Raw genomic sequence first — 24,109 nt, 5'->3', positions numbered from 1 at the left:
GTTGCTACACTTGTGCAAGCATATACCCGCGGATCAAGGACGCCCATGGCACCGACACCGTTGCTGCATGTGCCAACGATGCTGCTCATGGACATCGTGGCCAGCACCCTCATGGCCGCTGCCATCGTCGCCGTGCAGCCACGCCGGCGCGAAGGCATGGGCCTGTGGGCATCGGCCATGGCGCTGCACGCGCTGGTGTTCACGCTGTTCGTGCTGCGCGGGCAGATATCGGACTGGATCAGCATCGTGCTGGCCAATGTCTTGCTCTCCGCGGTGCTGGCACTGCTGCTGGGCGCCGTGGCGCAGTTTCATCATCGCCCGCTGCCGCGCTGGCAGATGGCGCTGCCGGTCGCGGCCGTGGCGCTGCTGTTGTCACTGTTGCTTGGCAACTACCACGCCCGCGTGCTGGTGGTCAGCTACGTCCTGAGCCTGCAGCTGGTGCTGATCGTCTGGGCGCTGTGGCGGCCCACGGCGCCCGAACACCGGCGCAGCGCCGTATTGCTCAGCGTGCCGCTGGTGCTGCAGGGCGTGCTGCTGCTCGGGCGCGGGCTGTGGTTCACGTGGCAGGGCGCGGGGCAGCGCGGCCTGTTGGCCGATGGGCCCGAACAGATTCTGACCTTTCTGTCGGCCTTCATCTTCGTCGTGCTGGCTTCGCTCGCGTTCATCTTGCTGGTCAAGGAGCGCGCCGACGCCATCAATCAGCGCCTCGCCCGCTTTGACCCGCTCACCGGTCTGGCCAACCGCCGTCTGCTGGAAAAAGGGCTGGTGCGCGACACCGCGCGCGCGATTCGCACGCACGAGGCCTATGCGGTGCTGATGATCGACATCGACCACTTCAAGGCGGTGAATGACCAGCATGGACATCTGGCGGGCGATGCGGTGCTGCGCCACGTCGCGCATCTGCTGACCCAGCGCCTGCGCGCGCCCGACATCGCGGGCCGCTGGGGTGGCGAGGAATTCATGGTGTTGCTGCCGGTCACGCCGGAAGCCGGGGCGCTGCGCGTGGCGCAAGCGCTGCGCCAGAGCGTGGAGCAAACGCCCTGCCTCTACCGAGGCCGTTCGATTGCCGTCACCATCAGCATCGGCGCCTGCGCGGAATTCTTGCTGGCGGGCGATACCCCCGAGCAATTGGTGGACGGCGCGGACCAGGCCTTGTATGCAGCCAAGGAAAGCGGGCGCAACCGGGTCGTCAGCCGGCGCCTCCACCGGGCGTGAGCGGCAGGCGGCGCTTGTGGCCGCTGCCGTCGTACAACGCGATGATGCGCGCCGCTGCCGCGTCGCTCACGGCCTGGCCGTGCAAAAAGGCGTCGATTTCGGCGTAGGTCACGCCATAGGCAACTTCGTCGGGCTTGCCCGGCGTCAGGTTCTCCAGATCGGCGGTCGGTGTCTTGTCCACCAGATGCGCCGGTGCGCCCAAATGCCTGGCGATGGCGCGAATCTGCCCTTTCACCAGGCCGGTCAGGGGCGCCAGATCGCAGGCCCCGTCGCCAAACTTGGTAAAGAAACCCATCACCGCCTCGGCCGCATGGTCGGTGCCGATCACCAGCCCCTGGTGCGCATTGGCAATCGCGTACTGCACCACCATGCGGCAGCGCGCCTTGATGTTGCCGAGCACGAAGTCGCGCCGCGCGGCGGGCAAGGCGTGCAGCGCCGCGATCGGCCGCGCCAGCGCATCCACGCCCGCGGCGATCGGCACCGTGAGCGTTTCATCGGCGCGAATGAACGCCAGCGCCGCCTGCGCGTCCGACTCATCGAACTGCTGCGCATACGGCAGGCGCACGGCAATGAAGCGCCAGGCGGCCTCGCCGGTGGCGGCGCGCAGCTGCTGCACCGCGAGCTGCGCCAGGCGCCCGGCCAAGGTGGAATCGATGCCGCCGCTGATGCCCAGCACCAGCGCGCGCAGGCCGCTGGCGCGCAGTGTTTCGGCAATGAAGGCGATGCGCCGCTCGCACTCGGCCACCAGCGCAGCCTGGTCGGCAAACGGCGGCACCACCTGCAGGGCGGCGGCGATCTCACTCTGACGGCTCATGCGTGCTTCTCCTGGATCAGTGAGCGCCACTGTGCCAGACCTTGGGCTCGAACTGCAGCGTGGCAAAGTGATCCTGCAGCGTCTCGGCACGGCGGATCAACTCCACCTGGCCATCGGCGCGCAGCAGCAGCTCCTGCGGGCGCAGACGCCCGTTGTAGTTGAAACCCATCGCATGGCCGTGCGCGCCGGTGTCTTCGATCACCAGCAGATCGCCATCGGCGATCGGCGGCAGCGGCCGCTCGATGGCAAATTTGTCGTTGTTCTCGCACAGCGAGCCCACCACATCCACCGCCACATCGTCGGCGCCCGGCGCCTTGCCTACCACCTCGATGTGGTGGTAGGCACCGTACATGCCGGGGCGCATCAGCGCCGACATGCAGGCATCCACGCCGATGAAGCGCCGGTAGGTGTCCTTGTGGTTGATCGCGCGCGTCACCAGCACGCCATGCGGGCCGGTCATGTAGCGGCCGCTTTCCATGAACACCGCGGGCGCATAGCCCTGCGCCTGCTCGAAGTCCTGCACCAGCGCCTGCGTTTCGCGCCCCAGCCGGGCCACATCGAATGCGCTGTCTTCGGGCTGGTAGGGAATGCCCAGACCGCCGCCCATGTTGATGAACTCGAAGCGGATGGAAAGCTCCCGGCTCACCCAGGCGATCACATCCAGCAGCATGCGCACCGTCTCGACCACGTAGCGGCAATCGCGCTCGTTGGAGGCCAACATGGTGTGCAGGCCAAAGCGCCTGGCGCCGCGCTCGCGCGCCTGACGGAAGGCATCCAGCAGCTGCTCGTGCGCCACGCCGTACTTGGCCTCCACCGGGTTGCCGATGATGCTGTTGCCGCTGCGCGCCGGGCCGGGGTTGTAGCGAAAGCAGATGAGTTCGGGCATCTGCGGCACCTTGGCGATGAGGCTGATGTCGTCCAGGTTCAGCAGGCAGCCGCCATCCTGCGCCGCGGCGACGAACTCCTCGGGCGAGGTGTTGTTGGAGGTGAACATGATGTCATCGCCCCGCGCACCGGCCGCGCGCGCGAGCTGCAGCTCGGCCACCGAGCTGCAGTCAAAGCCGAAACCCATCTCGTGCATCAGCGCCAGAATGCGCGGATTGGGCAAGGCCTTGACCGCGTAGTACTCGCGAAACCGCCCCACCCCGGCAAAGGCCTGCTTGAGCTGCGCACCGGTCGTGCGGATGCCGGCTTCGTCGTAGATGTGAAACGGCGTGCCAAAGCAGGTGGCAAGCTCGGGCAGCAGCGGAAACAGCCGCTGGCGATAGGCGCTGGAGAGAGGCATGGTCAGGTATTCCAACAAGGGTTGAGCGCCGCAAATGGCGGGCGGCGATTGTGCACCTGTCCGGCCGCCCTGTCTGCCTGCGCCCGCACCCGCGGCGATAGACTTGCGCCAACGCTCGCACTTTGGCATCCCATGGCCCTCCTGCCCCCGCTTGACACCCCCACCATGATGGTCATGGTGGCCGCCGGAACGCTCAGCATGGCGATTGCCATGAGCGTGGTACGGCCACGGCGCCGCGAAGGCCTGGGCCTGTGGGCCCTGGCGCTGGTGGCGCATGCGGTTACCTACCTGCTGTTTCTGCTGCGCGGGCAGGTCACGGACTGGATCAGCGTGGTACTGGCCAATACGCTGCTGGCGCTGGTGTTCGCGCTGCTGCTGGGCGCCGTGGCCGAATTCCACGGCCGGACGATGCCACGCCTGCAGATGGCGCTGCCGGTGGTCGCCACCGCGGCGCTGATGACGCTGTTTCTGCAGAGCTACCAAGGGCGCCTGCTGTCCAGCAGCTTTCTGCTGGCACTGCAGATCGCGCTGATTCTCCGGGCCCTTTGGCGCCCCGATGCGCCGGCGCAACTGCGCGGCGCCCTGCTGGTCAGCGTGGCGCTGGGCGCGCAGGGGCTGCTCCTGCTCGGGCGCGGGCTGTGGTACGCCATCAAGGGCGCGCCGCAAGCCAGCTTCGTTGGCAATGGCACGGGGCAAAGCATCACCTTGCTCTCTGCCTTCGTCGTCGTGCTGCTGGCCTCGCTGGGCTTCATCCTCATGGCCAAGGACCGGGCGGATGCCGCCAACCGCCACCTGGCACGCCACGACGAGCTGACCGGCCTGGCCAACCGCCGCATGCTGCTGCAGACCCTGGCCCGCGACGTGGCGCGCGCCATCCGTGCGCGTCAGCCCTACGCGCTGCTGCTGCTGGATGTCGACCACTTCAAGGCCATCAACGACACCCACGGCCACGCCGCAGGCGATGCCGTGCTGCAGCATCTGGCCGGGCTGCTCAGGCAGCGGCTGCGCGCGCAGGATCTGGCAGGCCGCTGGGGCGGGGAGGAATTCCTGCTGCTGCTGCCCGGCACAGACCCTGGCGGAGGGCAGATTGCGGCAGAGAAATTGCGCCACATGGTGGCGCAGAGCCCCTGCACCTTCCAGGGCAAAAGCATTGCGTTCACCATCAGCATCGGCCGCTGCACCGAATCGCTGGAGCCGGGCGACCAACCAGAGCACCTGATTGCCGCCGCCGACGAGGCGCTGTATGCCGCCAAGCGCGAAGGACGCAACCGCGTGGAAAGCGCGCCCTTGTCGCGCATGCACGCGCTGATCGGTGCCAGGCCGGCGCCCGCGCGGGCGTGATGCACGGCCGCCCCAACTCCACCCCTTTCGCACCATGACCACTTTTGACAGCCAACTGGCCGCCCGGCGCCTGACCCAGGCCTGGGACGAAGACATCACGCGTCAGATCCAGGACTACATCGCCGTCCCGGCCAAGTCCCCGGCCTTTGCCGCCGACTGGCGCGAGCTGGGCCACATCGAAACCGTGGTGCGCCGCGCCGCGATGTGGGTCGAGCAACAGCAGGTGGCCGGGCTGGCACTGGAGGTGGTGCGCCTGCCCGGTCGCACGCCGCTGATCTTCTTCGAGGTACCGGCCGCGCACAGCAGCAGCGCACAGACCGCGCTGATGTACGGCCACCTGGACAAGCAACCCGAATTCGAAGGATGGCGCGGCGACCTGGGGCCGTGGACGCCCGTCATTCAGGACGACAAGCTCTACGGGCGCGGCGGCGCGGACGATGGCTACGCCATCTACGCCAGCGTGGCCGCAATCAAGGAATTGCAGCGCCAGGGCGTGGCGCACCCGCGCATCGTCGGCCTGTTCGAAACCTGCGAGGAAAGCGGCTCGACCGACCTGCTGCCCTACGTCGATGCATTGCGGACGCGGCTGGGCAACGTGGCGCTGGTGGTCTGCCTGGATTCGGGCGCGGGCAACTACGACCAGCTCTGGCTCACCACCAGCCTGCGCGGCATGGCCAGCGGCACGCTCAAGGTCGAGATCCTGACCGAAGGCGTGCACTCGGGCGATTCCTCGGGCGTCGTGCCCTCGTCGTTTCGCATCATGCGCGAGGTGCTGGACCGGCTCGAAGACTCGCGCACCGGCCGCCTGCTTCCCGAGGGCTTTCACTGCGAGGTACCCGCCGAGCGCCTGGCGCAGGCGCGCGCGACGGCGGCCATCCTCGGTCAGTCAGTGATCGGCAATTTCCCTTGGGCGCACTACGACTGCGGCGGCGCGCAGCAGGTGGCGCTGGCGACGACGAGCGACCCGGTGCAGGCCCTCATCAAGCGTACCTGGGAGCCGACGCTCTCCGTCACCGGCGCGGAGGGCCTGCCCGCGCTCAAGGACGCGGGCAACGTGCTGCGCCCCTACACGGCCTTCAAGCTCAGCCTGCGCACGCCGCCGACGGTGGACGCGGGCGCCTGCGTGGCCGAGATGAAGCGCATCCTGGAAGACAACGCGCCATACCACGCGCGCGTGACCTTTCACGTCGACGGCGCGGCCAGCGGCTGGAACGCACCGGCCGTCGCGCCCTGGCTGGCGAAGGCGCTCGACGACGCCAGCCAAGCGCAGTTTGGCGCGCCCTGCGGCTACATCGGCCAGGGCGGCACGATTCCCTTGATGAACATCCTGAGCCAGGGCTTTCCGAGCGCGCAGATGGTGGTCTGCGGCGTGCTCGGCCCCAGAAGCAACGCGCACGGGCCCAACGAATTCCTGCACCTGCCGTACGCCAAGCGGCTCACGGCGGCAGTGGCGCAGGTGCTGGCGAGCATGCCCTGATAGTTGAACGATTTATGCCTTTTTCCATTACCCAGCAAGCGCAAATAGCTCTTGTTTTAGGAAATGAACCGATCAGCCGCATTCACTAAACCGGCAGAGCGAGGCGGCCGCATGGTCGTCGTCGCTGGATCATTTACTTGACACTGCCGTCGATGCCGCAGCCGGTTGACTTTCCGCCCGTTCACGAACCGTCGGCAGCACCGCATCGACCATGGCCTTGAGTTTGGGCCCATCGATCAGTTCGATGTTGCAGCCCCTGACGAAAGCGCGGGCTTCCGAGGTGAACGCACCAGAAGTGACGACGAAGCCTCCTGCAGCGCCCTCGGCGGCCATCACGCCATACAACTCACGCACGACTTGAACCGGCACCTTGAATGCCTTCCAGTGCTTGCACTGCACCAGAAAGGTTTCACGCCCTTTGGCCAGCCGCAAATCGACGCCGCCATCGGCACCACCGCTTCCCGTCTCGATGACGGTGTAGCCACGCATGCGAAACGCCTCGCCGACAAGCAGCTCGAAATCTCTCCACGCCATGGCGCGCAAGGTCGCGCCGTCAGAATCGCCGGCCACGCGGGTGATCAGGCCTTGGCGCTTGTGCCTTTTGATGACCGACGCCAGGGCAGCGGCCAAGAAAATCAAGGGCAGAAGATATTGTCCCCAAAAGACCAACGCCTTGAGCAAATAGGCGGCTGCCATGCTTCCCATTTGATTCGTCGAAGTTGCCACAGCGACCTCCTCTGCGGCAAAGCGATGCAAAAGCACATAAGCCAGTACCGCCAAGCCCACACCCACCCACCACGGCAATACCGCGATCACATCGAACAGGTCGCCGGCCGTGCTGCCCTTCTTCTTCCTTGCCACTTGCCCACTCCCCTGCAATTCAACTTGGAACACTTCATCAGATTCAAAACGTCCCCGGATACAGCCCGCCATCGAGCAGAAGGTTCTGCCCATTGATGTAATCCGCCTGCGGGCTGCACAAAAAAGCGCACAACGCGCCGAATTCGCCTGGCGTGCCAAAGCGGCGCGCCGGGATTTGCGCCGCCTGGGCGTGGCGCACGTGCTCCAGCGTCTGGCCGGTTTTCTCGGCGGCGGCGACCAGCGTGGCGTTCAGTCGGTCGGTGTCGAACTTGCCCGGCAGCAGGTTGTTCACCGTCACGCCATTCGCCGCAATCGCGGAACGCGCCAGCCCGGCAACGAAGCCGGTAAGGCCGCTCCTCGCGCCGTTGGACAGCGCCAGCACGTCGATCGGCGCCTTGACCGCACTGGACGTGATGTTCAGGATGCGCCCGTAGCCGCGCGCCGCCATGCCATCGACCACTGCGCGGATGAGCTCGATCGGCGTGAGCATGTTGGCATTCACCGCACGCTGCCAATCGTCGGCCGTAAAGCCGCGAAAGTCCCCCGTCGGCGGGCCGCCCGCGTTGGTGAGCATGATGTCGAAATCCCGACCCGGCCCGCCGGCTGCCGCCCACACGGCTTCGCGGCCCTGCGCCGTGGTGATGTCGCAGGCGACCGCCGCGATTTTTGGCTGATTTTGGCCTGTAGCGCTTGCCCACTGGGCGCCAACAGCTCTCAATTCAGAAGCTGTCTGCAACAACGGCGCCTCGCTGCGCGCGTTGATCACGAGGTTCACGCCCTCGGCGACGAGCGCCTGCGCGCACCCCCGGCCCAGCCCCTTGCTGGCGCCGCACACCAGCGCCCAGCGACCGGCGATTTCCAGATCCATCACGAGCCTCCTTTCAACCCGCAGATTCAACTGCCATTTTCAGGTTCAACCCTGCTCTTGCAACAAGGCCTGCACCGCAGCGAGCAAACCGGGCAGCGCCGTACGTGCGATCTGCCAGACGGTTTCCGGCCGTATCGCGGCGTACCCATGGATGAGTTGATTGCGAAACGCGACGATGTGCGCCACGTCGGGGACACGTGCAGCAAGCACCTGATCCGCCTTGGACAACTGGTTCAGGGCTTCGCCAATGACTTCGAATTTGCGCTCGACGGCCGCCTGCACCAAGGCGTTGTCGGCAAACGTCGCCGCATCCATGCCTTGCACGAAAGACTGAATGTCCTGCCCGGCCTCCCGGACATCCCAAAGATACGCGCGTGGGTCACGTGCCATACACGTTTTGGCGCTGGTGTTCGATTTGCGACAGCACGTAGGGATTGCGCACCGCGCCTTGCTCGACCAGATCAACCTCCCGACCCAGCACTTGCTCCAGTGCCTGCTTGGCTCCGAAAAAGCCGCTCAGGTCCGCAGGAGTATCGGGCGCGAATTCAACGAGAAAATCCGCATCACTGCGACTGGCGTCGAAATCCTGCCCACGCGCCGCCGAACCAAACACATCCAGCCGCCGAATGCCGAAACGTCGGCAGATCGCGGCGATCTCGGATTGGTGTTTGGCGATCGCGGGGTGCATGCGTCCGAGTGTAGCGAGTCAGGCTCGAACGGCAACAGCCGATGACAAGCATCCCGGGACTTCAGGACGCCGCAGGCAACTCCAGCCGCATGCGCAAGCCCCCCAGCGGTGAATCATCGGCATGCACGCTGCCGCCATAGGTTTCGGCCAGCGAGCGCACGATATCCAGCCCCAGCCCGGCACCCGCGCGCGCGCCCTCGGTGTCGGCCAGCTGCACGCCGCGCTCGAAAATGCGTGCGCGCTCGGCTTCGGGCAGGCCGGGCCCGTCGTCGTCGATCGTGAAATGCAGCATTCCTCCGTCCTGAGCCAGATCGACGAGCACACGCGCGCGCGCCCATTTGCCGGCGTTGTCGATCAGGTTGCCGAGCATTTCATACAGGTCTTGCGCTTCGCCGCGAAAGCGCGCGTCGCGCACGCCCGGCGCCAGCGCGAAGGTGACACCGCGCTCTTCGTGCAGCCGCGCCATGGTGCGCAGCAGCGCTTGAAGCGGTTCGAGCACCGGCGTGGCCAGGCCGGTGGCGCGCACGGCGGCGCTGGCGCGTGCGCGCGCCAGGTGCCAATCGACCTGTCGGCGCGCGGCCTCGGCCTGCTCGCGCACGAGAAGCGCCAGCGGCGTCTGCTGCCCCTGCGCGGCGTTGGCCAGGATGGTCAGTGGCGTGTTGACCGCATGCGCCAGGTTGCCCGCCTGCGCGCGGGCGCGGCGCACCATCTCGGCGTTCTCGCCGAGCACGTGGTTGAACTCATTCACCAAGGGTTCCAGCTCTTGCGCAAAGCCGCCTTCAAGCCGTTCGGCCTGCCCGGCGCGCACGGCGGCCAGGCGCTGGCGCAGCGTTGTGAGCGGGCGCAGCGCCAGCTGCAGCTGCAGCGCCACGGCCAGCGCCAGGCCCAGAGCCAGCGCACCCAGGGCCAGCAGCAGGATGTGCGTGAAACGCCCCAGGGGCTCGGCGATCAGCGCCTTGTCGCCAGCTACCACCAGGCGCAGCGGTGGCGCGCCCTCGTCGGCCAGCTGCACGCTGCGCGCCACGGCCAGCAGCGCATGGCCCTGCGCGTCGTGCAGCTGCAAAACGCTGTGGCCCTGCGCCAGGTAGGCGGCGGGCGCCGCGGGCAGCTGCAAGGTCTGGTCCCACAGCGAACGCGAGCGCGCCAGGCCGGCTTGCGGCTGCGCGCCCAGCCGGTCGATCTGCCAGTACAGGCCCGACAGCGGCTGCGCCAGGCGCGCGTCGGGCTGCTTGTCCACGTCCAGGCGGCCGTCCGGCGCCCAGTCGATGCTGCCGCTCAAATGGTCCAGGTCCATCACCAGCTGCACCACCAGCTGCTGCGCTATATGCCCTTGCAGCAGCGCACGCAGCCCCCAGCCGGCGGCGGCGATGCTCAAGAGCAGCCAGGCCAGGGTGCCGACCAGAAGGCGCAGGCGCAGCGAATTTTTCATGCAGCAGCGGCGCTGTCGACCAGCCGGTAGCCCAGGCCGCGCACGGTCTCTATGCTGCCCTCGGGCAGCTTCTTGCGCAGCCGGCCGACGAAGACCTCGATGGTGTTGGAGTCGCGCTCGCTGTCCTGCGGGTACAGGTGCTCCGCCACTTCGGTGCGCGAGAGCACTTCGCCCTTGCGCTGCATCAGCTGCGCCAGCAGCTTGAATTCGTGGCTGGTCAGCGGCAGCTCCAGGCCATCGACCAGCACGCGTGCGGCGCGCGTGTCCAGGCTGATGGCACCGCAGTGCCATTCGGCGCTGGCGTGCTCGCCCAGGCGGCGGAGCAGGGCGCGCAGCCGCGCCAGCAGCTCTTCCATGTGAAACGGCTTGGCCAGGTAGTCGTCGGCGCCGGCGTCCATGCCGGCCACCTTTTCCTGCCAGCTGGCGCGCGCCGTGAGGATGAGCACCGGCATCCTGCGCCCGGCCGCGCGCCAGCGGCGCAGCACCGACAGGCCGTCGATCAGCGGCAGGCCCAGGTCCAGCACCACGGCGTCAAAATCTTCGACCTCGCCCAGGTACTGCGCCTCGCGCCCGTCGGCCGCCGCCTCCACCGTGTGGCCGGCGCCGGCAATGGCGGCCACCAACTGCGCCTGCAGCGTGGGTTCGTCCTCAACCACCAGAATGCGCATCAACGCTCCTTGCGTTTGATTTTCAGAATCCGGCCATCAACCGCGTCCACCTTGAGCTTGGCCATGCGGCCGTCGCGTTGCAGCAGGCGGATTTCGTAGAGGTAGCGGCCATCGTCTTCGTCAAACTCTATTTTGACGACCTGGCCTTGCAGCTCCTGCTCCACCTTGGCGATGACGCTGGCCAGCGGCAGCACTCGGCCCTGTTGCAGCGCCTGGCGCGCGCGCTCATGTTCGTCGTGCTCATGTGCTGCCGCAGGCAGCGTCAGGGCGCAGACGCCAGACAACAGAACCGACGACAGGATGGTCAAAAAAGTGCGGGTAGTCATGCGCCATTTGTAGCCCAGCGACGATGAACGGCCGATGAACGCCGCCTTCAGCTTGTGTTCAGCGCCGGTTTTGAACAATGCATTCCACGCCCGAAGCACGCCGCTGGGGGCGCTTGTTCAACCACCGAAGGAGTTCACATGCATACCACCACCCGCCGCAGCCTGGTTGCCGGCCTGATTGCCGCCTCGGCGCTGAGCCTGGGTCTGGCGCAGGCGCAGAGCAGCGCACCCGCCGCAACCAGCCCCACCGCCAGTCCTGCCGCCATTGGCGCACCGGCGCAAAAACTCTCCATCCGCGAGATCGCCGAGCGCCTGGAGACCGCCGGCTACCGCGACATCCTGGAAATCGACTACGAGCATGGCGGCTACGAGGCCAAGGCGCTCGACGCCCAGGGCCAGCCGGTCAAGCTCTACGTCAACGCGCAAACTGGCGCCGTCGAGCGCACGCGCACGCGCAAACACCACGACTGAAACCCCGCCAGGAGGCCGTCATGTCCACCGCCACCGATCGCTACCACCCCACGCTGATGGCACTGCACTGGCTGACGCTGGCGTTGCTCGCCGCGGTTTATCTGCTGATCGAACTGCACGACGGTCTGCCCAAAGGCAGCGGCGCGCGGGCGCTTGCCAAAACCTGGCACGAAACGCTGGGCGTGGCGGTGTTCGCCGTGGTGCTGCTGCGCCTGCCGCTGCGGCTGGTGCTGGGCGTGCCCGCCGCACTGCCTGGCACCCCCGCGTGGCAAGCGCGGCTGGCGCACGCCATGCACTGGGCGCTGTACGCCCTGCTGATCGCCGCGCCCATCCTCGGGTATCTCAGCCTGAACGCCAAGGGCACGCCGGTGCCGTTCTTCGGCTTGCAGATGCCCGTGTTCATAGTGCCGGACAAGCTGCTGGCGGGCAATCTCAAGGAGATCCACGAAACCCTGGGCACGCTGGGCTACTGGCTGATCGGCCTGCACGCCACAGCCGCTTTGGTGCACCACTGGATACTGCACGACGCCACGTTGGAGCGCATGGCATGGCAGCGCCGCCCGGCACACCCACCGGGTATCAACCCGCCACCTGCAGCCCCGCCGCATGGCCGCGCGTGAAGGCTTCCTCGAACACCGAGTAGCCCGACCAATCCGCATGCGCAAACACCAGGCGCTCGGTTGCAGGCTTGGGAAGCCATGCCACGAGCTCTCCATTCAATAGCTGGTAACGCTTTTCTGGCAAGCGCTGCAAGCCGATTTGGCTCAAAAACGCCTGGTCGCCCGGTCGCGGGATGGCCATTGCGTGGCCGTAGCGTGTGATCTCCATGCGCGTGGCGCGCTCGGCGATGTCCGGGTGCGGGCGCGCCAGCGTCTGCACGATGGCATCGCGCCAGTGCGTCCAGGGCTGGTTCAGCAGCTGCTCGCGTCCATCGACCCAGTCGCCCAGCGCCTGGTAGTAGCTGAGCACCGTAGCGCCGGCGATCTGCGCGCCCACATCCAGGCGCTGGTGCCCGGCATCGACATAGCCCAGCCCGCCGCGCGCCTCGTGGTCGTAGAGCACGTTGTCCCAGGCCGGGGCGGCGCCGGGGCGATCCTGCAATGGCCGGTCAATATGGATGTTGGCCACCAGCCAGGGCGCCCAGGCCAGGCGCGCCGCTGCCGCACGCAGAAAATCCGGCGGGTTCTGCACCACCCGTGCGGCAATGAACACCGGCAAGGCCACCACGCAGCGCTCGGCCTGCCAGCGGACGACGCGGCCACTGGCGTGCTCCAGCGCATCCACTTCCACGCCGTGGCGCCCCTGGGCGATGCGCAGCACGCTGGTGGCAGTATGCAGCTGTCCCTTGGCAACCAGCGGCGCGGCGAGTTGGCGCGTGAGCCAGCCATTGCCTTCGGGCCAGGTCAGCACGGCGTCGCGCTCTTCATCGCCGCGCTCGCCAGGCGCCTCAAAGCCATGGCGGCTGGCAAAGTAGTGGATGCCGGCCCAGGCCGAGACGCGGCCACTGCCCGCGCCATAGTCGTCGCGGCAGCAGTAGTCCAGATACCAGCGCAGGTGCGCATCGCGAAAGCCTTCGCGCTCCAGCCAATCATCAAAAATCAAAGCATCCAGCGCTTGATGGGCGGGTGCCAGACCATGATTTGATTGCCAGGTTTTGATGGTAGGCATGGCAAAGCGCGCCTCGCCCGAGAGCTGCGCCACGCGCTGCGCAAAGCGCTGGTACGCCGCCAGCGTGGCTGCGCCCACGCCCTCGACCGGCAGCAAGCCCTCGTGCCAGGCGCCATTCCAGTACAGCCGCTCCTGCGGGCTGTGGCACAGGCTGCGCTCGTCATACTGCCAGCGCCCGGCCACGCGGCGGCGCAGGCCAAGCTCTTCCAGAAAATCCTGCACCTCGCTCGCATCATCCCCAGGCAGCGGCAGGTAATGGGCGCCGCGCGGGCAGGCGATGCCGGCCACCTGCGTGCCGCGGCTGTTGCCGCCCGCGTCATCTTCCAGTTCCAGCAGGGCAAGGTCTTCAGTGCCCGCCAGACGCAGCGCACGCGCTGCCGCCAGCCCGGCAACGCCGCCGCCGGCGATCAGCACGCGGGTGCGCCGATGTTCGGAAGGTGCGCGAAGCTGCCCTTGCGCGAGCACATCGCGCAATGCGTGGCCGCGCTGCACGGCTATGCCGGTGAAACCGCCCGAAATGTCGCGCACACGCGGGCTGCATGCCGCCAGCGCGCCCAGCGGCGGCAGGCTCAGGAAGGCGCGGCGGCGCATGCTGCGTGCGGGCTCAATCGGCCCAGCGTTCGCGGATGTCCAGCAGCCGGGGCAGCAGCGGTGTGAACAGCTGCACCAGCGCCGGATCGAAATGCCGGCAAGCTTGCTCCTGCATGTGCGCGATCGCCTGCTCGGCCGACCAGGCCTTTTTGTAGGGGCGATCGGAGGTGAGTGCATCAAACACGTCGGCCAGCGCCACGATGCGCGCCTCCAGCGGGATCGCCTCGCCGGCCAGACCGTGGGGGTAGCCGCTGCCGTCCCACTTCTCATGGTGCGACAGCGCCACGGCGTAGGTCAGCTGCAGCACGCCGGAAGGGTGCTGGCCGATGATCTCGGCGCCGATCTGCGGATGGGTGCGCATGATGGCCCATTCGTGCGCATCCAGCGGGCCGGGTTTGCGCAGCACCGCATCGGGGATGCCGATCTTGCCCACGTCGTGCATGGGCGCGGCGCTCAGCAGGTCACTGGCCCAGCGCGGGCTGCAGTCGGCCGCCAGCGCCAGCAGGCGCGCGTAGTGGCTCATGCGGATGACGTGCATGCCGGTTTCGTTGTCTTTGTATTCAGCCGCGCGTCCCAGGCGCTGCACGATCTGCAGGCGGGATTCGCGCAGCTCGTCGATCTGCACCAGCGACAAATGCGTCTTCACGCGCGCGCGCACCACGGCGGCGCGCACCGGCTTGGTGATGTAGTCCACGCCGCCGGCCTCAAAGCCGCGGGTTTCGTCCTGCGTATCGCTCAGGGCGCTGACAAAAATCACCGGCGTGGCGCGCGTCTGCTCATCGGCCTTCAGCGCGACGCAGACGCTGTAGCCGTCCATGCCCGGCATCATCACGTCCAGCAGGATCAGGTCCGGCGCCTGTTGCCGCGCCAGCTCCAGCGCACGCGCCCCGCTGGTGGCAAACAGCAGCTGGTAGTCGGCATCCAGCACCTGGCGCAGGACATGCAGATTGGTTGGCTCATCGTCGACGATGAGCACGCTGGGGCGATGGTCGTGCGGGGTGTTCATGGCGTGGCGGCGGCGCTGCTCGCCAGATCCTCGCGCAGCGCGTCGATCGCGGCTTGCGCGGCGGAAAAATCAAACCGCCCGATGGCATCGTTCAGGCGCTGCACTTCATCAGCGGGCAGGTGGGCGCACCAGTCGGAGGCCAGCGCGGGCGGCAGTCGGCCCTGCGCCAGCAAGGCCGTCGCCTGTGCCAGCGCCTGGTGCAGCTGCTGCAGTTGCGCGGCATCCAGCACGGGCGCGGGCGGCGATGGCGCGGAAGTGGGCGCGCGGGCGTGCTTCGCGGCCTCCTGCACGGCAGCGCTAACGGCCTGCCACGCGGCGGGCAGCGCCTGGAGCTGGCGCTGCGCATCGGCGGCCCGCTCGTCCCTGGCGGCCTGCTCGAGCGCCCGCAGCAAAGCCAGCAGCGGCGCCAGCGCCAGATGCCCGGCAGCGCCGCACAACTGGTGTGCCTGCGCCGCCAGCGCCGGCCACCGGCCTTGTGCCTGCAGTTGCGCCAGCTGCTGCGGCGCCTGCGCCTGTTCATTGACAAAGCGCTGCAGCGCGCGCAGGAAGGCGGTTTCATCGCCCCAGAGCTGCGCGCCCTCGGCCCAGTCCACCGGCGCGCCGGCCCCCGCAGCCGCCGGCAGCACCGGTTGCGGCGGCGCGGCCACGAACTGCAGCTGCAGCCCCAGCACGCGGGCGATCTCGGCATACAAACGCGCCAGGTTCACCGGCTTGGTGGCAAAGCCGTCCATGCCGGCATCCAGCGCATGCTGCTTGTCTTCCTCCAGCACGCTGGCCGACAGCGCGATGATGGGCAGACGTGCGCGCCGGCTGCGCTGCTCCTGCGCGCGGATGCGCCGCGTGGCGGCAAAGCCGTCCACCTCGGGCATCTGCAGGTCCATCAGCACCGCGTCAAAGCGCTCCGCCGCGCACAGCAGCACGGCCAGCTCACCGCCGCTGGCCTGCGTGACGCGGTGGCCGTCGCGCGCCAGCAGGGTCTGCAGCAGCTCCAGGTTATGGGGCACGTCGTCCACCACCAGCAGGTGCAGCTGGGCCGGCAGCCGGCTGCGCTGCGCCGCCGCCGCACGCGGCGCCTGGCCCGGCTGCAGCGGCAGGCAAACGGTGAACACGCTGCCCTGCCCCGGTTCGCTGCGGGCCGTGATGCTGCCGCCCATCAGCTGCACCAGCTGGCGCGCAATCGTGGTGCCCAGCCCGGTGCCGCCAAAGCGCCGCGCGGTGCTGGCGTCGGCCTGGGTGAAGGGCTCGAAGACGCGCTCCAACTGCTCGGCCGTCATGCCGATGCCGGTGTCGTGCACCTCCAGGCTCAGCTGGCCATCGGCAAACCCCACACGCAGCAGGACTTCGCCGCGCTCGGTGAACTTCACTGCATTGCCCAGCAGATTGATCAGCACCTGCTGCAGGCGCAGGCTGTCGCCGCGGAAATGCTCGGGCAGCGCCGTCGGGTAATCCAGCATCAGCGACAGCCCCTTGGGGCGCGCCAGCACGCGCAGCGTATCGAGCGCCTGCTGGCAGATGTCGCGCAGCGAAAAATCCGCGGCCTCCAGCGCCACCGCGCCGCGCTCCAGACGGGCGCTGTCCAGGATGTCGTTGAGCAGCTGCAGCAGCGACTTCGAGGCGCCGTGCACGATGCCCAGCTGGTGGCGCTGCGATTCGCTGAGCGGCGTATCCAGCAGCGCCTCGGTAAATCCGAGGATGGCGTTCATCGGCGTGCGGATCTCGTGGCTCATGCTGGCCAGGAAGTTGCTGCGCGCGCTCGCCACCTGTTCGGCGTGCTCCTTGGCCGAGCGCAGGTTCTGCTGCTGGCGCCGCAGCGTCACGTCAAAGACGAACTGCACCACCTTGAACGGCACTTCATCGGAATCGAGAATCGGGTTGTACAGCGCCTGCACCCACAGCACGCGGCCATCCTTGTGCAGGCGCTGCGCTTCCTCGGCAAAGGGCTCGGCCCACTGCAGGCGCTCCCAGCCGCGCCGATGGGTCGCGTCGTGCATCAGCTCGGGCGGGCACAGCCGGCCGTAGTGCCGCCATTGCAGGTCTTCCAGCGTATAGCCGGTGAGCTCCAGGAACTTGTCGTTGGCCGTGAGCACCTGCCCATCCATGTCCAGCTCCAGCACCGCCAGCGAACGACCGATGGCGGCCAGCATGCCTTCCAACTCGGCGTTGCGCGCCTTGGCGTCCGTGACATCCAGCATCACGCCATCCACCCACAGCGCCTGGCCCTGCACATCCACGCTCGGGCGGCCACTTTCCGAGACCCAGCGCACCTGGCCGTTGCGATGGCGCAGGCGGTATTGAATCTCATAGGAACGCCGCTCAAGCACCGCACTCTGCACGGCCTGCTTCACCCCGTCGCTGTCGTGCGGGTGGATCAGCGACTCCAGGTGCACGCGCCCCGCGACAAAGGCCTCGGCAGGCCAACCGGTCAGCGCCTGCACGTTGGGGCTGATCAGCAGCATGCTCCAGTTGTCATCGTTGCGGCAGCGGAAGGTGACGCCGGGGATGTTCTCCATCAGCGTGCGCAATTGCTCCTCGCTCTGGCGCAGGGAATCTTCCATCGCCTGGCGCGCGCTCATGTCGGTGATGAAGCCGACAAATGTAGGCGGATAGGTCTGGCTGATGCGCCCCACGGCGAGACGAATCGGCAGCCGGCGGCCGTCGCGTGTCAGCGCCTGCACGTCGCGCCCGGTGCCGATGATGCGTTTCTCACCCGTCACCATGTGGTGCGCCAGGTAGCCATCGTGCGCGCTGCGCCAAGGCTCGGGCATGAGCATGTTCACGTTGTGCCCTATCACCTCCTGCGCGCTCCAGCCCAGCATGCGCTCTGCCCCCGGGTTGAACGAGAGCACCGTGCCCTGCGCATCGATGGTGACGATGCCGTCCACCGCCGTCTCCAGCACCGCGCGCAGGCGGGCCTCGCTGGCGCGCACGCCGGTAAACAGATCGCGGTAGCGCAGCCCGGCGACGAGGGCCACCGCCAGCATGCCCAGCACCACCGCCATCGCGGTGTAGTGCATGCCGGTGATCGCCAGTCCCATCACCAGGCCGGCGATGGCGGTGGTCAGGTAGTTGTTGTTCAGCACATGCCGCTGCAGGCCCAGGCGCACCCACAGCGCCAGCATGGCCAGCACCACCGCCACCACGATGGAGATGGCAAAGCCCAGCGGGTCGTAGCCGAAGTAGGGCGTCATGCTGGAGGCGGCCATGCCCAGGTAGTGCATGGTGCCAATGCCCGCGCCCATCAGCAGGCCGCCCAGCGCCAGCAGGCCGGCGCTCAATTGCGGGCGCACCAGCCATTGCAGCGTCACCCAGGAGGCGCCCCAGCCGGGCAGCATGGAGGCCAGTGTCAACCACGGGTTGAACGCGCCGCGCGCGCACAGGGTGAAGGCCAGCATGCCGACAAAGTGCATCGCCCAGATGCCACCGCCCATGGCAAATGCGCCCGAGCCCAGAATCCAGCCCCGGCTGCGCGGGGTATCGGCCTCGCGCGCCAGCGCCGCCATGTGCAGCGCCACCATCGACGCACCCACCGCCAGCGCCGCCGACAGCACGACCATCCACGGATCGTGCTCGCGCCAGAGCATCGGGTCGCTGGCGACGCCGGTGACGAAAAAGCCGTCAAGGATGGACATGGGTTGCACGTCAAGGCCCGGGGGCGGGTAGGTCAGGTGTCATGCAAGCAACTTTTCTTGCTCTGTTTTATAGCAGGCGGGTGGCGCGCACGCGCCCTGGCCCGTTGTTGGATACCAACGCATGCACGAACCGTTCCAGCCATTCAGTCGTGCAAACCAGAAAGGTTCGCGAAGGAAGCGCGGTGGCACCAGAGCCCCCATCGCTGCCGGCTACGGTTGCTTGCGCACCTCAAGCCCCGCGGTGCGCAGACGCTCGACGACATCCGCCGCATGCTCGCGGCTGCGCGTCTGCAGCACCATCTCGATCTCGACGTTTTGCGCCGCCAGCAGCGTGAAGGCGCGCTGGTGGTGCACCTCGTCGATGTTGGCGCCGGCCTCGGCCACCAGCGCGGTGATGCGCGCCAGGCTGCCGGGCACGTCACGCGTGCTGACGACGATGCGCATCAGCCGGCCCGACCGCACCAGTCCGCGCCCGATGATCTGCGCCAGCAACTGCGGATCGATGTTGCCGCCCGAGAGCACCATGCCGACCTTCTGGCCGGCAAAGCGCGCCTTGTGACGCATCAGCGCCGCCAGCGCCGCCGCGCCCGCGCCCTCGGCCAGGGTTTTTTCGATTTCCAGCAGCAGCACGATGGCCTGCTCGATATCGCCTTCATCTACCAGCAGCAGATCGTCCACATGCCGGCGAATCGCGTCCACGCAGTGCGCGCCCGGCGCGCCCACGGCAATGCCCTCGGCAATCGTGCTGGCGCCCTGCGCGTGGTGCTCGCCCTTGACGGCGTTGACCATGGCCGGGAAGCGCTGCGCCTGCACGCCGATCACCGCGATCGCGGGCTTGAGCGCCTTGGCGGCGGTGGCGATGCCAGCGATCAGCCCGCCGCCGCCGACCGGCACCACGAGCGTATCGAGATCGGGCCGCGCGGCCAGCATCTCCAGCGCCAGCGTGCCCTGGCCGGCCATGATGGCTTCGTCGTCGTAGGGGTGCACGAACACCAGCTGCTGCTGCGCCGCCAGCGCGCGCGCATGCGCCGCCGCTTCTTCCAGCGTATTGCCGTGCAACAGCACACGCGCACCAAAACCTTGGGTGCGCGCCACCTTCACGCCCGGCGTGAAGCCCGGCATGACGATGGTGGCGGGAATGCCGAGCTGCTCGGCGTGGTAGGCCACACCCTGCGCGTGGTTGCCCGCGCTCATCGCGATCACGCCGCGCCGGCGCTCTTCATCCGATAGCTGCCTGAGCTTGTTGCATGCGCCGCGCTCCTTGAATGAGGCGGTGAATTGCAGGTTTTCCATCTTCAGGAACACCTGCGCCCCGGTGAGCTCGGAGAGAGTGCGCGATTCGACGCAGGGGGTTTCGAGCACCTGCCCAGCGATGCGGGCGGCGGCTTGCCGGATGTCGGAGAGTTGCAGCATGGTGGGCTTATTGTGAGGCGAAGCGCCGGGCTCGCCTACTGCCCCACCCGCCCCCATTCCTGCTCGTAGGTGTGCACCAACACCTGGTTGGAAAGGCGGTTGACCTCGGCGGGAACACGCGCCATGTCACGCGGGAAGTCCAGCATCGCCGAGAGCGCAGGCAGGTCGAGAAAACGCAGACCCGCAGGCAGCGCGCCCGGCATGTGCCAGGGGCGGCGGCTGGCGATCATGAAGCCCCATTCGCCAAAGCTGGGTACGTGCACGTGGTAGGGCACGACGCTCAAGCCCGTGGATTCGATGGTCTCGGCCACGGTCCAGAAGCTCTTGCGTGCAATCAAGGGCGAGGTGGTCTGGATCACCGCGTAACCGCTGGCCGCCAAGCGCTGGTCGAGCAGCGCATAAAAGCTGTTGGTGTAGAGCTTGCCGATGGCGAAATTCGTCGGATCGGGGAAATCCACCACGATCACATCGAAGGTGTCACTGCCCTGTTGCAGCCACTGAAACGCATCCTCGTTGACGATGTGAACGCGCGCATCCGTCAGCGCATGGCCGTTGAGTGCGGCCAGCTGCGGCGTATCGGCAAAAAACCGCGTCATCGCCGGATCGAGCTCGACCAGCGTGACCGATTCAACGCCGGGGTACTTCAGGATCTCGCGCACCGCCATGCCGTCGCCGCCGCCCAGCACCGCCACCCTTTTGGGCGCCCCATGCGCCGTCATCGCCGGATGCACCAGCGCCTCGTGGTAGCGGTACTCGTCGCTCTCGGCAAATTGCAGATTGCCGTTCAGATACAGCCGGTAGCCGCGCCGCCCGTGCGTGACGACGATGCGCTGGTACGGCGTGGTCTGCGCAAACGCGATCGGGCTCTGGTAGAAATGGTCTTCGGCCAGCGTGGTCACGGCGCCCGCGCCCCACATGCCCGCGGCCAGCAGCGCCACCACCAGCACGCAGGCGGCCACATGCTCGCCAAAACGGCGCAGCTCATGCCTGAAAAGCCACAAGGCCCAAATCGCCACGCCCGCGTTCATCAGCCCGAACAGCAGCCCCGAGCGAATCAGCCCCAGATACGGCACCAGCAGCAGCGGAAACGCCAGTGACACCGCCAGCGCACCAAGATAGTCAAAGGTGAGCACCTGGCTGACCAGGTCTTTGAGCACCACGTCGCGCTGCAGGATGCGCATCACCAGCGGAATCTCCAGCCCCACCAGCGTGCCCACGACGAAGACCATGCCGTAGAGCAACAGATGAAACGCATGGGGCAGCCAGGCATTGGCGACGAACAACGTGCCCGGCAGCATGCCGCCGATGAGCGCCACCAGCAGCTCGATGCGCAGAAAGTGCGCGGGCAACTGCCGCTCCAGAAAGCGCGAGAGCCACGAACCCACGCCCATCGCGAACAGGTAGGTGCCGATGATGGTGGAGAACTGCAGGATCGAGTCGCCCAGCAGATACGACGCCAGCGCCCCGGCAGCGAGTTCGTACAACAGGCCGCAGGCGGCAATGACGAACACGCTGGCCAGCAGCGCGACGGCGATCGGGCGCGGGGTGGGGGTGGAACGATCGTCCAGCGCGGCTGAAGCGTTCACGCCAGCACCTCGTCAAGCTGTTGCTGCAAATCCTTGCCGCCTTGGTTCATCGTCAGCCAGCCAAAGCGCGCCTTGCCATCGCTGTGGTGCGCCCAGAGTTCGCCCACCTGGCGCTTTTCAATCTCGTAGGGGTCGCTGAGCAGATGCGCGCCCTTGAATTCCAGCAGCGCCAGCGTGCCGTCCAGCAGCTCGGCGACGAAGTCGGCGTAGAAATGCCCGCGTGACGTGGGCAGGGCAAAACCGCAGGGTGCGGTATCGAGGTTGCGCACCCAGTAGCGCACGCGCGGATGGCGATCGATAAGCTGGGCGCAGGCAAACTCCTGCCCGCCGTTCTTGAGGTCAGCAATCACCGGGTAGAAGTGCCTGGCGAAGTGCCAGCGCCCGCCATAGCGCGAGGCCACCGGTGCCGGGTAGCGCCCGGCCTCGAACACATGCGGGTGCGTCCAGTCGGGCGTGATCAGCCACGGCGTGCCATCGCCCTGCGCCAGCACCTTTTGCTGAAAGGCGCGCCGCGCCGCCGTGTCGCGCAAGTCGCCCGCATGCGCCTCGATCGCCCGCACCAGTTGAAAGCGCGCCTGCACCAGCGTGACCAGCGGCACGCCATGGGTATGCAGTTGATGATTGACCACCGCCGCCAGCCAGGCACGGCGCCGCGCCTGCGTGAGATAGTCCAGCGCCTTGAACAGCGACTGATCGAGCCAGCCCACCAGCGTGTCGGCATCGATGCTGCTGCTCGTCAGCTCCATCGCCATCTGCGCACCTTCGCCAGGGCGCAACGTCACGCGCTCACCCTGCAGGTCGATCACGATCACGCTCGGCTCCTGCACCACGTGAAAACCGGGCAGTTGCACCGCCTGCGGGCTGAGCCAGTCGATCTCCAGCGCCTCCAGCACCGCCTCGCGCTCCAGCGGCCACAAGGGCGCTTGCGCATCCAGGCGGTACGCCAGGCGCGGCAGCGGCGCAAAGCGCGCGCCGCGCGTGGCCGGAGCCTGCTGCGCAGCCACCAGCGCGTTGTGCTGCGCCACTTGCTCGCGCAGACCGGCCTGCCTTTTCGCGCCGCGCACCTGCGCCAGCAGCAGCGATTCGAGCGCCTCATCGATCGGCCCCGCCACCACCACCTGCTCCACCCCGGCGACAGTCTGCAGCTGCACGCCCGGCAGCGCCAGCAGTTCGGGCGTAGCCGATACATTCACAAAATTCGTAGCTATTGGCGCTTGCAGGACAAGCGCTGGGGGCTGATTTGACTCAAATTCATCCCATAGTGGCAGGCTGGCTTGCGGCGCTATCATGCTGGCCACGTCCAGCGCCTCGAAGCCCATGTGCCCGATCAAGCGATCAGCCAGCGCATGCGCCGCCTGCGAGAACTCGGCCGCACAGACGTGGGCATAGGCGCGATTGAGCAGCTCACGCCCGCGCCGCCGGGCGTAGGGCATGCGCAGCACGCGGCCCAAAAGCTGTTCTACCGCCGTCGCACTGGTGAGTTTTTGCAGGCTGCACAGCACGTAGGCAAACGGGCAGTCCCAGCCCTCGCGCAGCGCCTGCACGGTGATGATGAAGCGCACCGGGCAGTCGCGCGCGGCCAAGTCGATGTCTTGCAGCCCGCGCTCCTTGCCGGTGGCGACGACGATCTGACGAGCGGGCAGCTTGAGCTCGTCCACAAGATAGTCGCGCAGCTTCTCGGGCGGCATCTCGCCATCGGCACTGTGCGCCTGAAACAGCACGATGGGGCGCAGGTAGCCCGCACCCGCCGCCTCGTCCTTGAGCGCCTCGGCCTCCAGCTTGCGCTGCGTCTGCACCGCGCCAAAGACGGCGGCGGGCCAGCCCTCGGGGTGCTCGGCCAGCACGATGGGCAGCTTGATCATGTCCTCGGCGGCCAGCTCTTGCGCGCTCACGTGGTAGAGCACATTCGTCTGCTCGGGCAGGGGCGTGGCCGTCAGTTCCAGGATGAAGCAAGGATGAAGGCGCTTGAGCGCGACAAAGCTCTTGACCGTCTTGGTGTTGTGCGCCTCGTCCACGATCACCAGCGGCGTGTGCAGCGCCAGCCAGTTGGCCAGGCTCCAGCGCGGTTGACCGACGAAGCCCGCCAGCACGCCACTGGCGTCGCGCGCCACGTCATCAAGAGTCACCAAGGCATCGGGCAGCGCACGCAGGGCTTGCAGGCGGCGCTCATCGACGCCGCGAAAGTGCGGTTCGAAAGCTTCGGCAAAGCTGTAGACGTTGCGCTGGCCCGCGTCCTCCACGCGAAAGCTCTGGATCGTCGCCACCACCACGATCGCGCAGCGCCCCCAGTCGGGCGGGGCGATTTGCGCCACCTCGTCCAGCGTGCACACGCGCAGGCCCTCGCCATACGCATCAACCAGCGGCGCGCGGTAGGGGTGGCCCGGCGTGCGCAGGGCGTTCAGCGTCTGCTCGCGGATCGCCTCGCTCGGCACCAGCCACAGCGCCAGCGGCACATCCGCCGCCGCCCATTCGCGCGCCAGCCGCGTGAGCGCGTGCGCAGCCAGTACCGTCTTGCCACCGCCGGTGGGCAGGCGCAGGCAGACGCAGGGCAGCTCGGCACCAAACGCCTCGCCCTGCCAGGGGCGGCCCGCCTGCGCGGCAAAGGCGCTGGCCGGCCCGCTCACGCGCGCGGCGCGGGCGAAGGCGACCAGGGCGTCGAGCGCGGCTTGCTGGTAGGACTTGAGGGTGAAGGGGATCATGTGGATTGGATTGAATTGGCGCAAATTTTGGTGATCTTTAGCCAATGCGCCAATGCAAGTCATTGATTTATATG

20 protein-coding genes are annotated in these 24,109 nt (G+C 67.7%); 5 read left to right on the top strand and 15 right to left on the bottom strand.

From position 1 onward, the window contains the following. Positions 1-45 precede the first annotated feature (45 nt). Positions 46-1,215 (top strand): GGDEF domain-containing protein, encoded by a 1,170-nt coding sequence (locus tag ABS45_RS10330; protein WP_291555447.1) that lies wholly within the window; start codon positions 46-48, stop codon positions 1,213-1,215. Here ABS45_RS10330 and nadE read toward each other — a convergent pair. Both nadE and ABS45_RS10320 read right to left on the bottom strand, forming a co-directional pair. Next, complete coding sequence (gene nadE / locus ABS45_RS10325) at positions 1,190-2,029, bottom strand: ammonia-dependent NAD(+) synthetase (RefSeq protein WP_291555445.1); 840 nt, start codon at positions 2,027-2,029, stop codon at positions 1,190-1,192. The genes ABS45_RS10330 and nadE overlap by 26 nt on opposite strands. A 16-nt stretch (positions 2,030-2,045) precedes the next feature. Further along, complete coding sequence (locus ABS45_RS10320) at positions 2,046-3,314, bottom strand: diaminopimelate decarboxylase (protein WP_291555444.1); 1,269 nt, start codon at positions 3,312-3,314, stop codon at positions 2,046-2,048. A gap of 132 nt (positions 3,315-3,446) precedes the next feature. On the opposite strand from ABS45_RS10320, the gene ABS45_RS10315 reads away from it, so the two are divergent. Further along, positions 3,447-4,655, top strand: a complete 1,209-nt coding sequence (locus tag ABS45_RS10315) for a GGDEF domain-containing protein (protein WP_291555443.1) — start codon at positions 3,447-3,449, stop codon at positions 4,653-4,655. A gap of 34 nt (positions 4,656-4,689) precedes the next feature. Further along, positions 4,690-6,132, top strand: coding sequence for a M20 family metallopeptidase (locus ABS45_RS10310; protein ID WP_291555442.1), 1,443 nt, complete (start codon positions 4,690-4,692; stop codon positions 6,130-6,132). 129 nt (positions 6,133-6,261) lie between these two features. On the opposite strand, the gene ABS45_RS10305 is transcribed toward ABS45_RS10310, so the two are convergent. The 7 genes from ABS45_RS10305 to ABS45_RS10275 form a co-directional block, all read right to left on the bottom strand. Continuing rightward, entirely contained in the window at positions 6,262-7,086 is an 825-nt protein-coding gene (locus tag ABS45_RS10305) for a restriction endonuclease (RefSeq protein ID WP_291555441.1), read from the bottom strand. Further along, positions 7,037-7,861 (bottom strand): SDR family oxidoreductase, encoded by an 825-nt coding sequence (locus ABS45_RS10300; RefSeq protein WP_291555440.1) that lies wholly within the window; start codon positions 7,859-7,861, stop codon positions 7,037-7,039. Before ABS45_RS10300 ends, ABS45_RS10305 begins: the two co-directional genes overlap by 50 nt. Positions 7,862-7,906: 45 nt before the next feature. Continuing rightward, entirely contained in the window at positions 7,907-8,251 is a 345-nt protein-coding gene (locus tag ABS45_RS10295) for a HepT-like ribonuclease domain-containing protein (RefSeq protein WP_291555439.1), read from the bottom strand. Further along, positions 8,241-8,549: a nucleotidyltransferase domain-containing protein gene (locus tag ABS45_RS10290; protein ID WP_291555438.1), complete on the bottom strand. Its 309-nt coding sequence runs from the start codon at positions 8,547-8,549 to the stop codon at positions 8,241-8,243. The genes ABS45_RS10295 and ABS45_RS10290 overlap by 11 nt, the downstream gene beginning before the upstream one ends. A 61-nt stretch (positions 8,550-8,610) precedes the next feature. Then, positions 8,611-9,978, bottom strand: a complete 1,368-nt coding sequence (locus ABS45_RS10285) for a sensor histidine kinase (RefSeq protein ID WP_291555437.1) — start codon at positions 9,976-9,978, stop codon at positions 8,611-8,613. Continuing rightward, entirely contained in the window at positions 9,975-10,646 is a 672-nt protein-coding gene (locus ABS45_RS10280) for a response regulator transcription factor (RefSeq protein WP_291555436.1), read from the bottom strand. Before ABS45_RS10280 ends, ABS45_RS10285 begins: the two co-directional genes overlap by 4 nt. After that, a complete protein-coding gene (locus ABS45_RS10275; RefSeq protein WP_291555435.1) occupies positions 10,646-10,972 on the bottom strand; it encodes a PepSY domain-containing protein in 327 nt (108 codons plus the stop codon). Before ABS45_RS10275 ends, ABS45_RS10280 begins: the two co-directional genes overlap by 1 nt. 138 nt (positions 10,973-11,110) lie before the next feature. Here ABS45_RS10275 and ABS45_RS10270 point away from each other — a divergent pair, with 138 nt between their 5' ends. Both ABS45_RS10270 and ABS45_RS10265 read left to right on the top strand, forming a co-directional pair. Further along, complete coding sequence (locus ABS45_RS10270) at positions 11,111-11,443, top strand: PepSY domain-containing protein (RefSeq protein WP_291555434.1); 333 nt, start codon at positions 11,111-11,113, stop codon at positions 11,441-11,443. A gap of 20 nt (positions 11,444-11,463) precedes the next feature. After that, positions 11,464-12,063, top strand: coding sequence for a cytochrome b (locus ABS45_RS10265; protein WP_291555433.1), 600 nt, complete (start codon positions 11,464-11,466; stop codon positions 12,061-12,063). Here the strand turns inward: ABS45_RS10265 and ABS45_RS10260 are convergent. The 6 genes from ABS45_RS10260 to ABS45_RS10235 all read right to left on the bottom strand — a co-directional run bounded on the left by ABS45_RS10260 (position 12,023) and on the right by ABS45_RS10235 (position 24,035). Beyond that, complete coding sequence (locus ABS45_RS10260) at positions 12,023-13,702, bottom strand: NAD(P)-binding protein (protein WP_291555432.1); 1,680 nt, start codon at positions 13,700-13,702, stop codon at positions 12,023-12,025. The two genes, ABS45_RS10265 and ABS45_RS10260, sit on opposite strands and share 41 nt — an antisense overlap. A 13-nt stretch (positions 13,703-13,715) precedes the next feature. Continuing rightward, the gene (locus tag ABS45_RS10255) at positions 13,716-14,708 is read right to left on the bottom strand and encodes an HD domain-containing phosphohydrolase (RefSeq protein ID WP_291555431.1); all 993 of its coding nucleotides are present in this window, start codon (positions 14,706-14,708) and stop codon (positions 13,716-13,718) included. Then, the gene (locus ABS45_RS10250; RefSeq protein ID WP_291555430.1) at positions 14,705-18,337 is read right to left on the bottom strand and encodes a PAS domain S-box protein; all 3,633 of its coding nucleotides are present in this window, start codon (positions 18,335-18,337) and stop codon (positions 14,705-14,707) included. The genes ABS45_RS10255 and ABS45_RS10250 overlap by 4 nt, the downstream gene beginning before the upstream one ends. Before the next feature lie 210 nt (positions 18,338-18,547). Continuing rightward, positions 18,548-19,750, bottom strand: a complete 1,203-nt coding sequence (locus tag ABS45_RS10245; protein WP_291555429.1) for a threonine ammonia-lyase — start codon at positions 19,748-19,750, stop codon at positions 18,548-18,550. Between the two features lie 35 nt (positions 19,751-19,785). Next, positions 19,786-21,336: a polyamine aminopropyltransferase gene (locus ABS45_RS10240; RefSeq protein ID WP_291555428.1), complete on the bottom strand. Its 1,551-nt coding sequence runs from the start codon at positions 21,334-21,336 to the stop codon at positions 19,786-19,788. Further along, positions 21,333-24,035, bottom strand: coding sequence for a DEAD/DEAH box helicase family protein (locus ABS45_RS10235; protein WP_291555427.1), 2,703 nt, complete (start codon positions 24,033-24,035; stop codon positions 21,333-21,335). Before ABS45_RS10235 ends, ABS45_RS10240 begins: the two co-directional genes overlap by 4 nt. Positions 24,036-24,109 lie beyond the last annotated feature (74 nt).

Source organism: Comamonas sp. SCN 65-56 (genome assembly GCF_001724135.1).
Taxonomy (GTDB): Bacteria; Pseudomonadota; Gammaproteobacteria; order Burkholderiales; family Burkholderiaceae_C; genus Comamonas_C.
The sequence above is the reverse complement of the archived record's forward strand: the minus strand, read 5'-3'. Positions and strand labels throughout refer to the sequence as shown.

Bases quoted from the DNA above. Each gene is read 5' to 3' on its own strand.
- ABS45_RS10330 (WP_291555447.1), top strand. From the start codon at position 46: ATGGCACCGACACCGTTGCTGCATGTGCCAACGATGCTGCTCATGGAC.
- nadE (WP_291555445.1), bottom strand. From the start codon at position 2,029: ATGAGCCGTCAGAGTGAGATCGCCGCCGCCCTGCAGGTGGTGCCGCCG.
- ABS45_RS10320 (WP_291555444.1), bottom strand. From the start codon at position 3,314: ATGCCTCTCTCCAGCGCCTATCGCCAGCGGCTGTTTCCGCTGCTGCCC.
- ABS45_RS10315 (WP_291555443.1), top strand. From the start codon at position 3,447: ATGGCCCTCCTGCCCCCGCTTGACACCCCCACCATGATGGTCATGGTG.
- ABS45_RS10310 (WP_291555442.1), top strand. From the start codon at position 4,690: ATGACCACTTTTGACAGCCAACTGGCCGCCCGGCGCCTGACCCAGGCC.
- ABS45_RS10305 (WP_291555441.1), bottom strand. From the start codon at position 7,086: ATGGGCAGAACCTTCTGCTCGATGGCGGGCTGTATCCGGGGACGTTTT.
- ABS45_RS10300 (WP_291555440.1), bottom strand. From the start codon at position 7,861: ATGGATCTGGAAATCGCCGGTCGCTGGGCGCTGGTGTGCGGCGCCAGC.
- ABS45_RS10295 (WP_291555439.1), bottom strand. From the start codon at position 8,251: ATGGCACGTGACCCACGCGCGTATCTTTGGGATGTCCGGGAGGCCGGG.
- ABS45_RS10290 (WP_291555438.1), bottom strand. From the start codon at position 8,549: ATGCACCCCGCGATCGCCAAACACCAATCCGAGATCGCCGCGATCTGC.
- ABS45_RS10285 (WP_291555437.1), bottom strand. From the start codon at position 9,978: ATGAAAAATTCGCTGCGCCTGCGCCTTCTGGTCGGCACCCTGGCCTGG.
- ABS45_RS10280 (WP_291555436.1), bottom strand. From the start codon at position 10,646: ATGCGCATTCTGGTGGTTGAGGACGAACCCACGCTGCAGGCGCAGTTG.
- ABS45_RS10275 (WP_291555435.1), bottom strand. From the start codon at position 10,972: ATGACTACCCGCACTTTTTTGACCATCCTGTCGTCGGTTCTGTTGTCT.
- ABS45_RS10270 (WP_291555434.1), top strand. From the start codon at position 11,111: ATGCATACCACCACCCGCCGCAGCCTGGTTGCCGGCCTGATTGCCGCC.
- ABS45_RS10265 (WP_291555433.1), top strand. From the start codon at position 11,464: ATGTCCACCGCCACCGATCGCTACCACCCCACGCTGATGGCACTGCAC.
- ABS45_RS10260 (WP_291555432.1), bottom strand. From the start codon at position 13,702: ATGCGCCGCCGCGCCTTCCTGAGCCTGCCGCCGCTGGGCGCGCTGGCG.
- ABS45_RS10255 (WP_291555431.1), bottom strand. From the start codon at position 14,708: ATGAACACCCCGCACGACCATCGCCCCAGCGTGCTCATCGTCGACGAT.
- ABS45_RS10250 (WP_291555430.1), bottom strand. From the start codon at position 18,337: ATGTCCATCCTTGACGGCTTTTTCGTCACCGGCGTCGCCAGCGACCCG.
- ABS45_RS10245 (WP_291555429.1), bottom strand. From the start codon at position 19,750: ATGCTGCAACTCTCCGACATCCGGCAAGCCGCCGCCCGCATCGCTGGG.
- ABS45_RS10235 (WP_291555427.1), bottom strand. From the start codon at position 24,035: ATGATCCCCTTCACCCTCAAGTCCTACCAGCAAGCCGCGCTCGACGCC.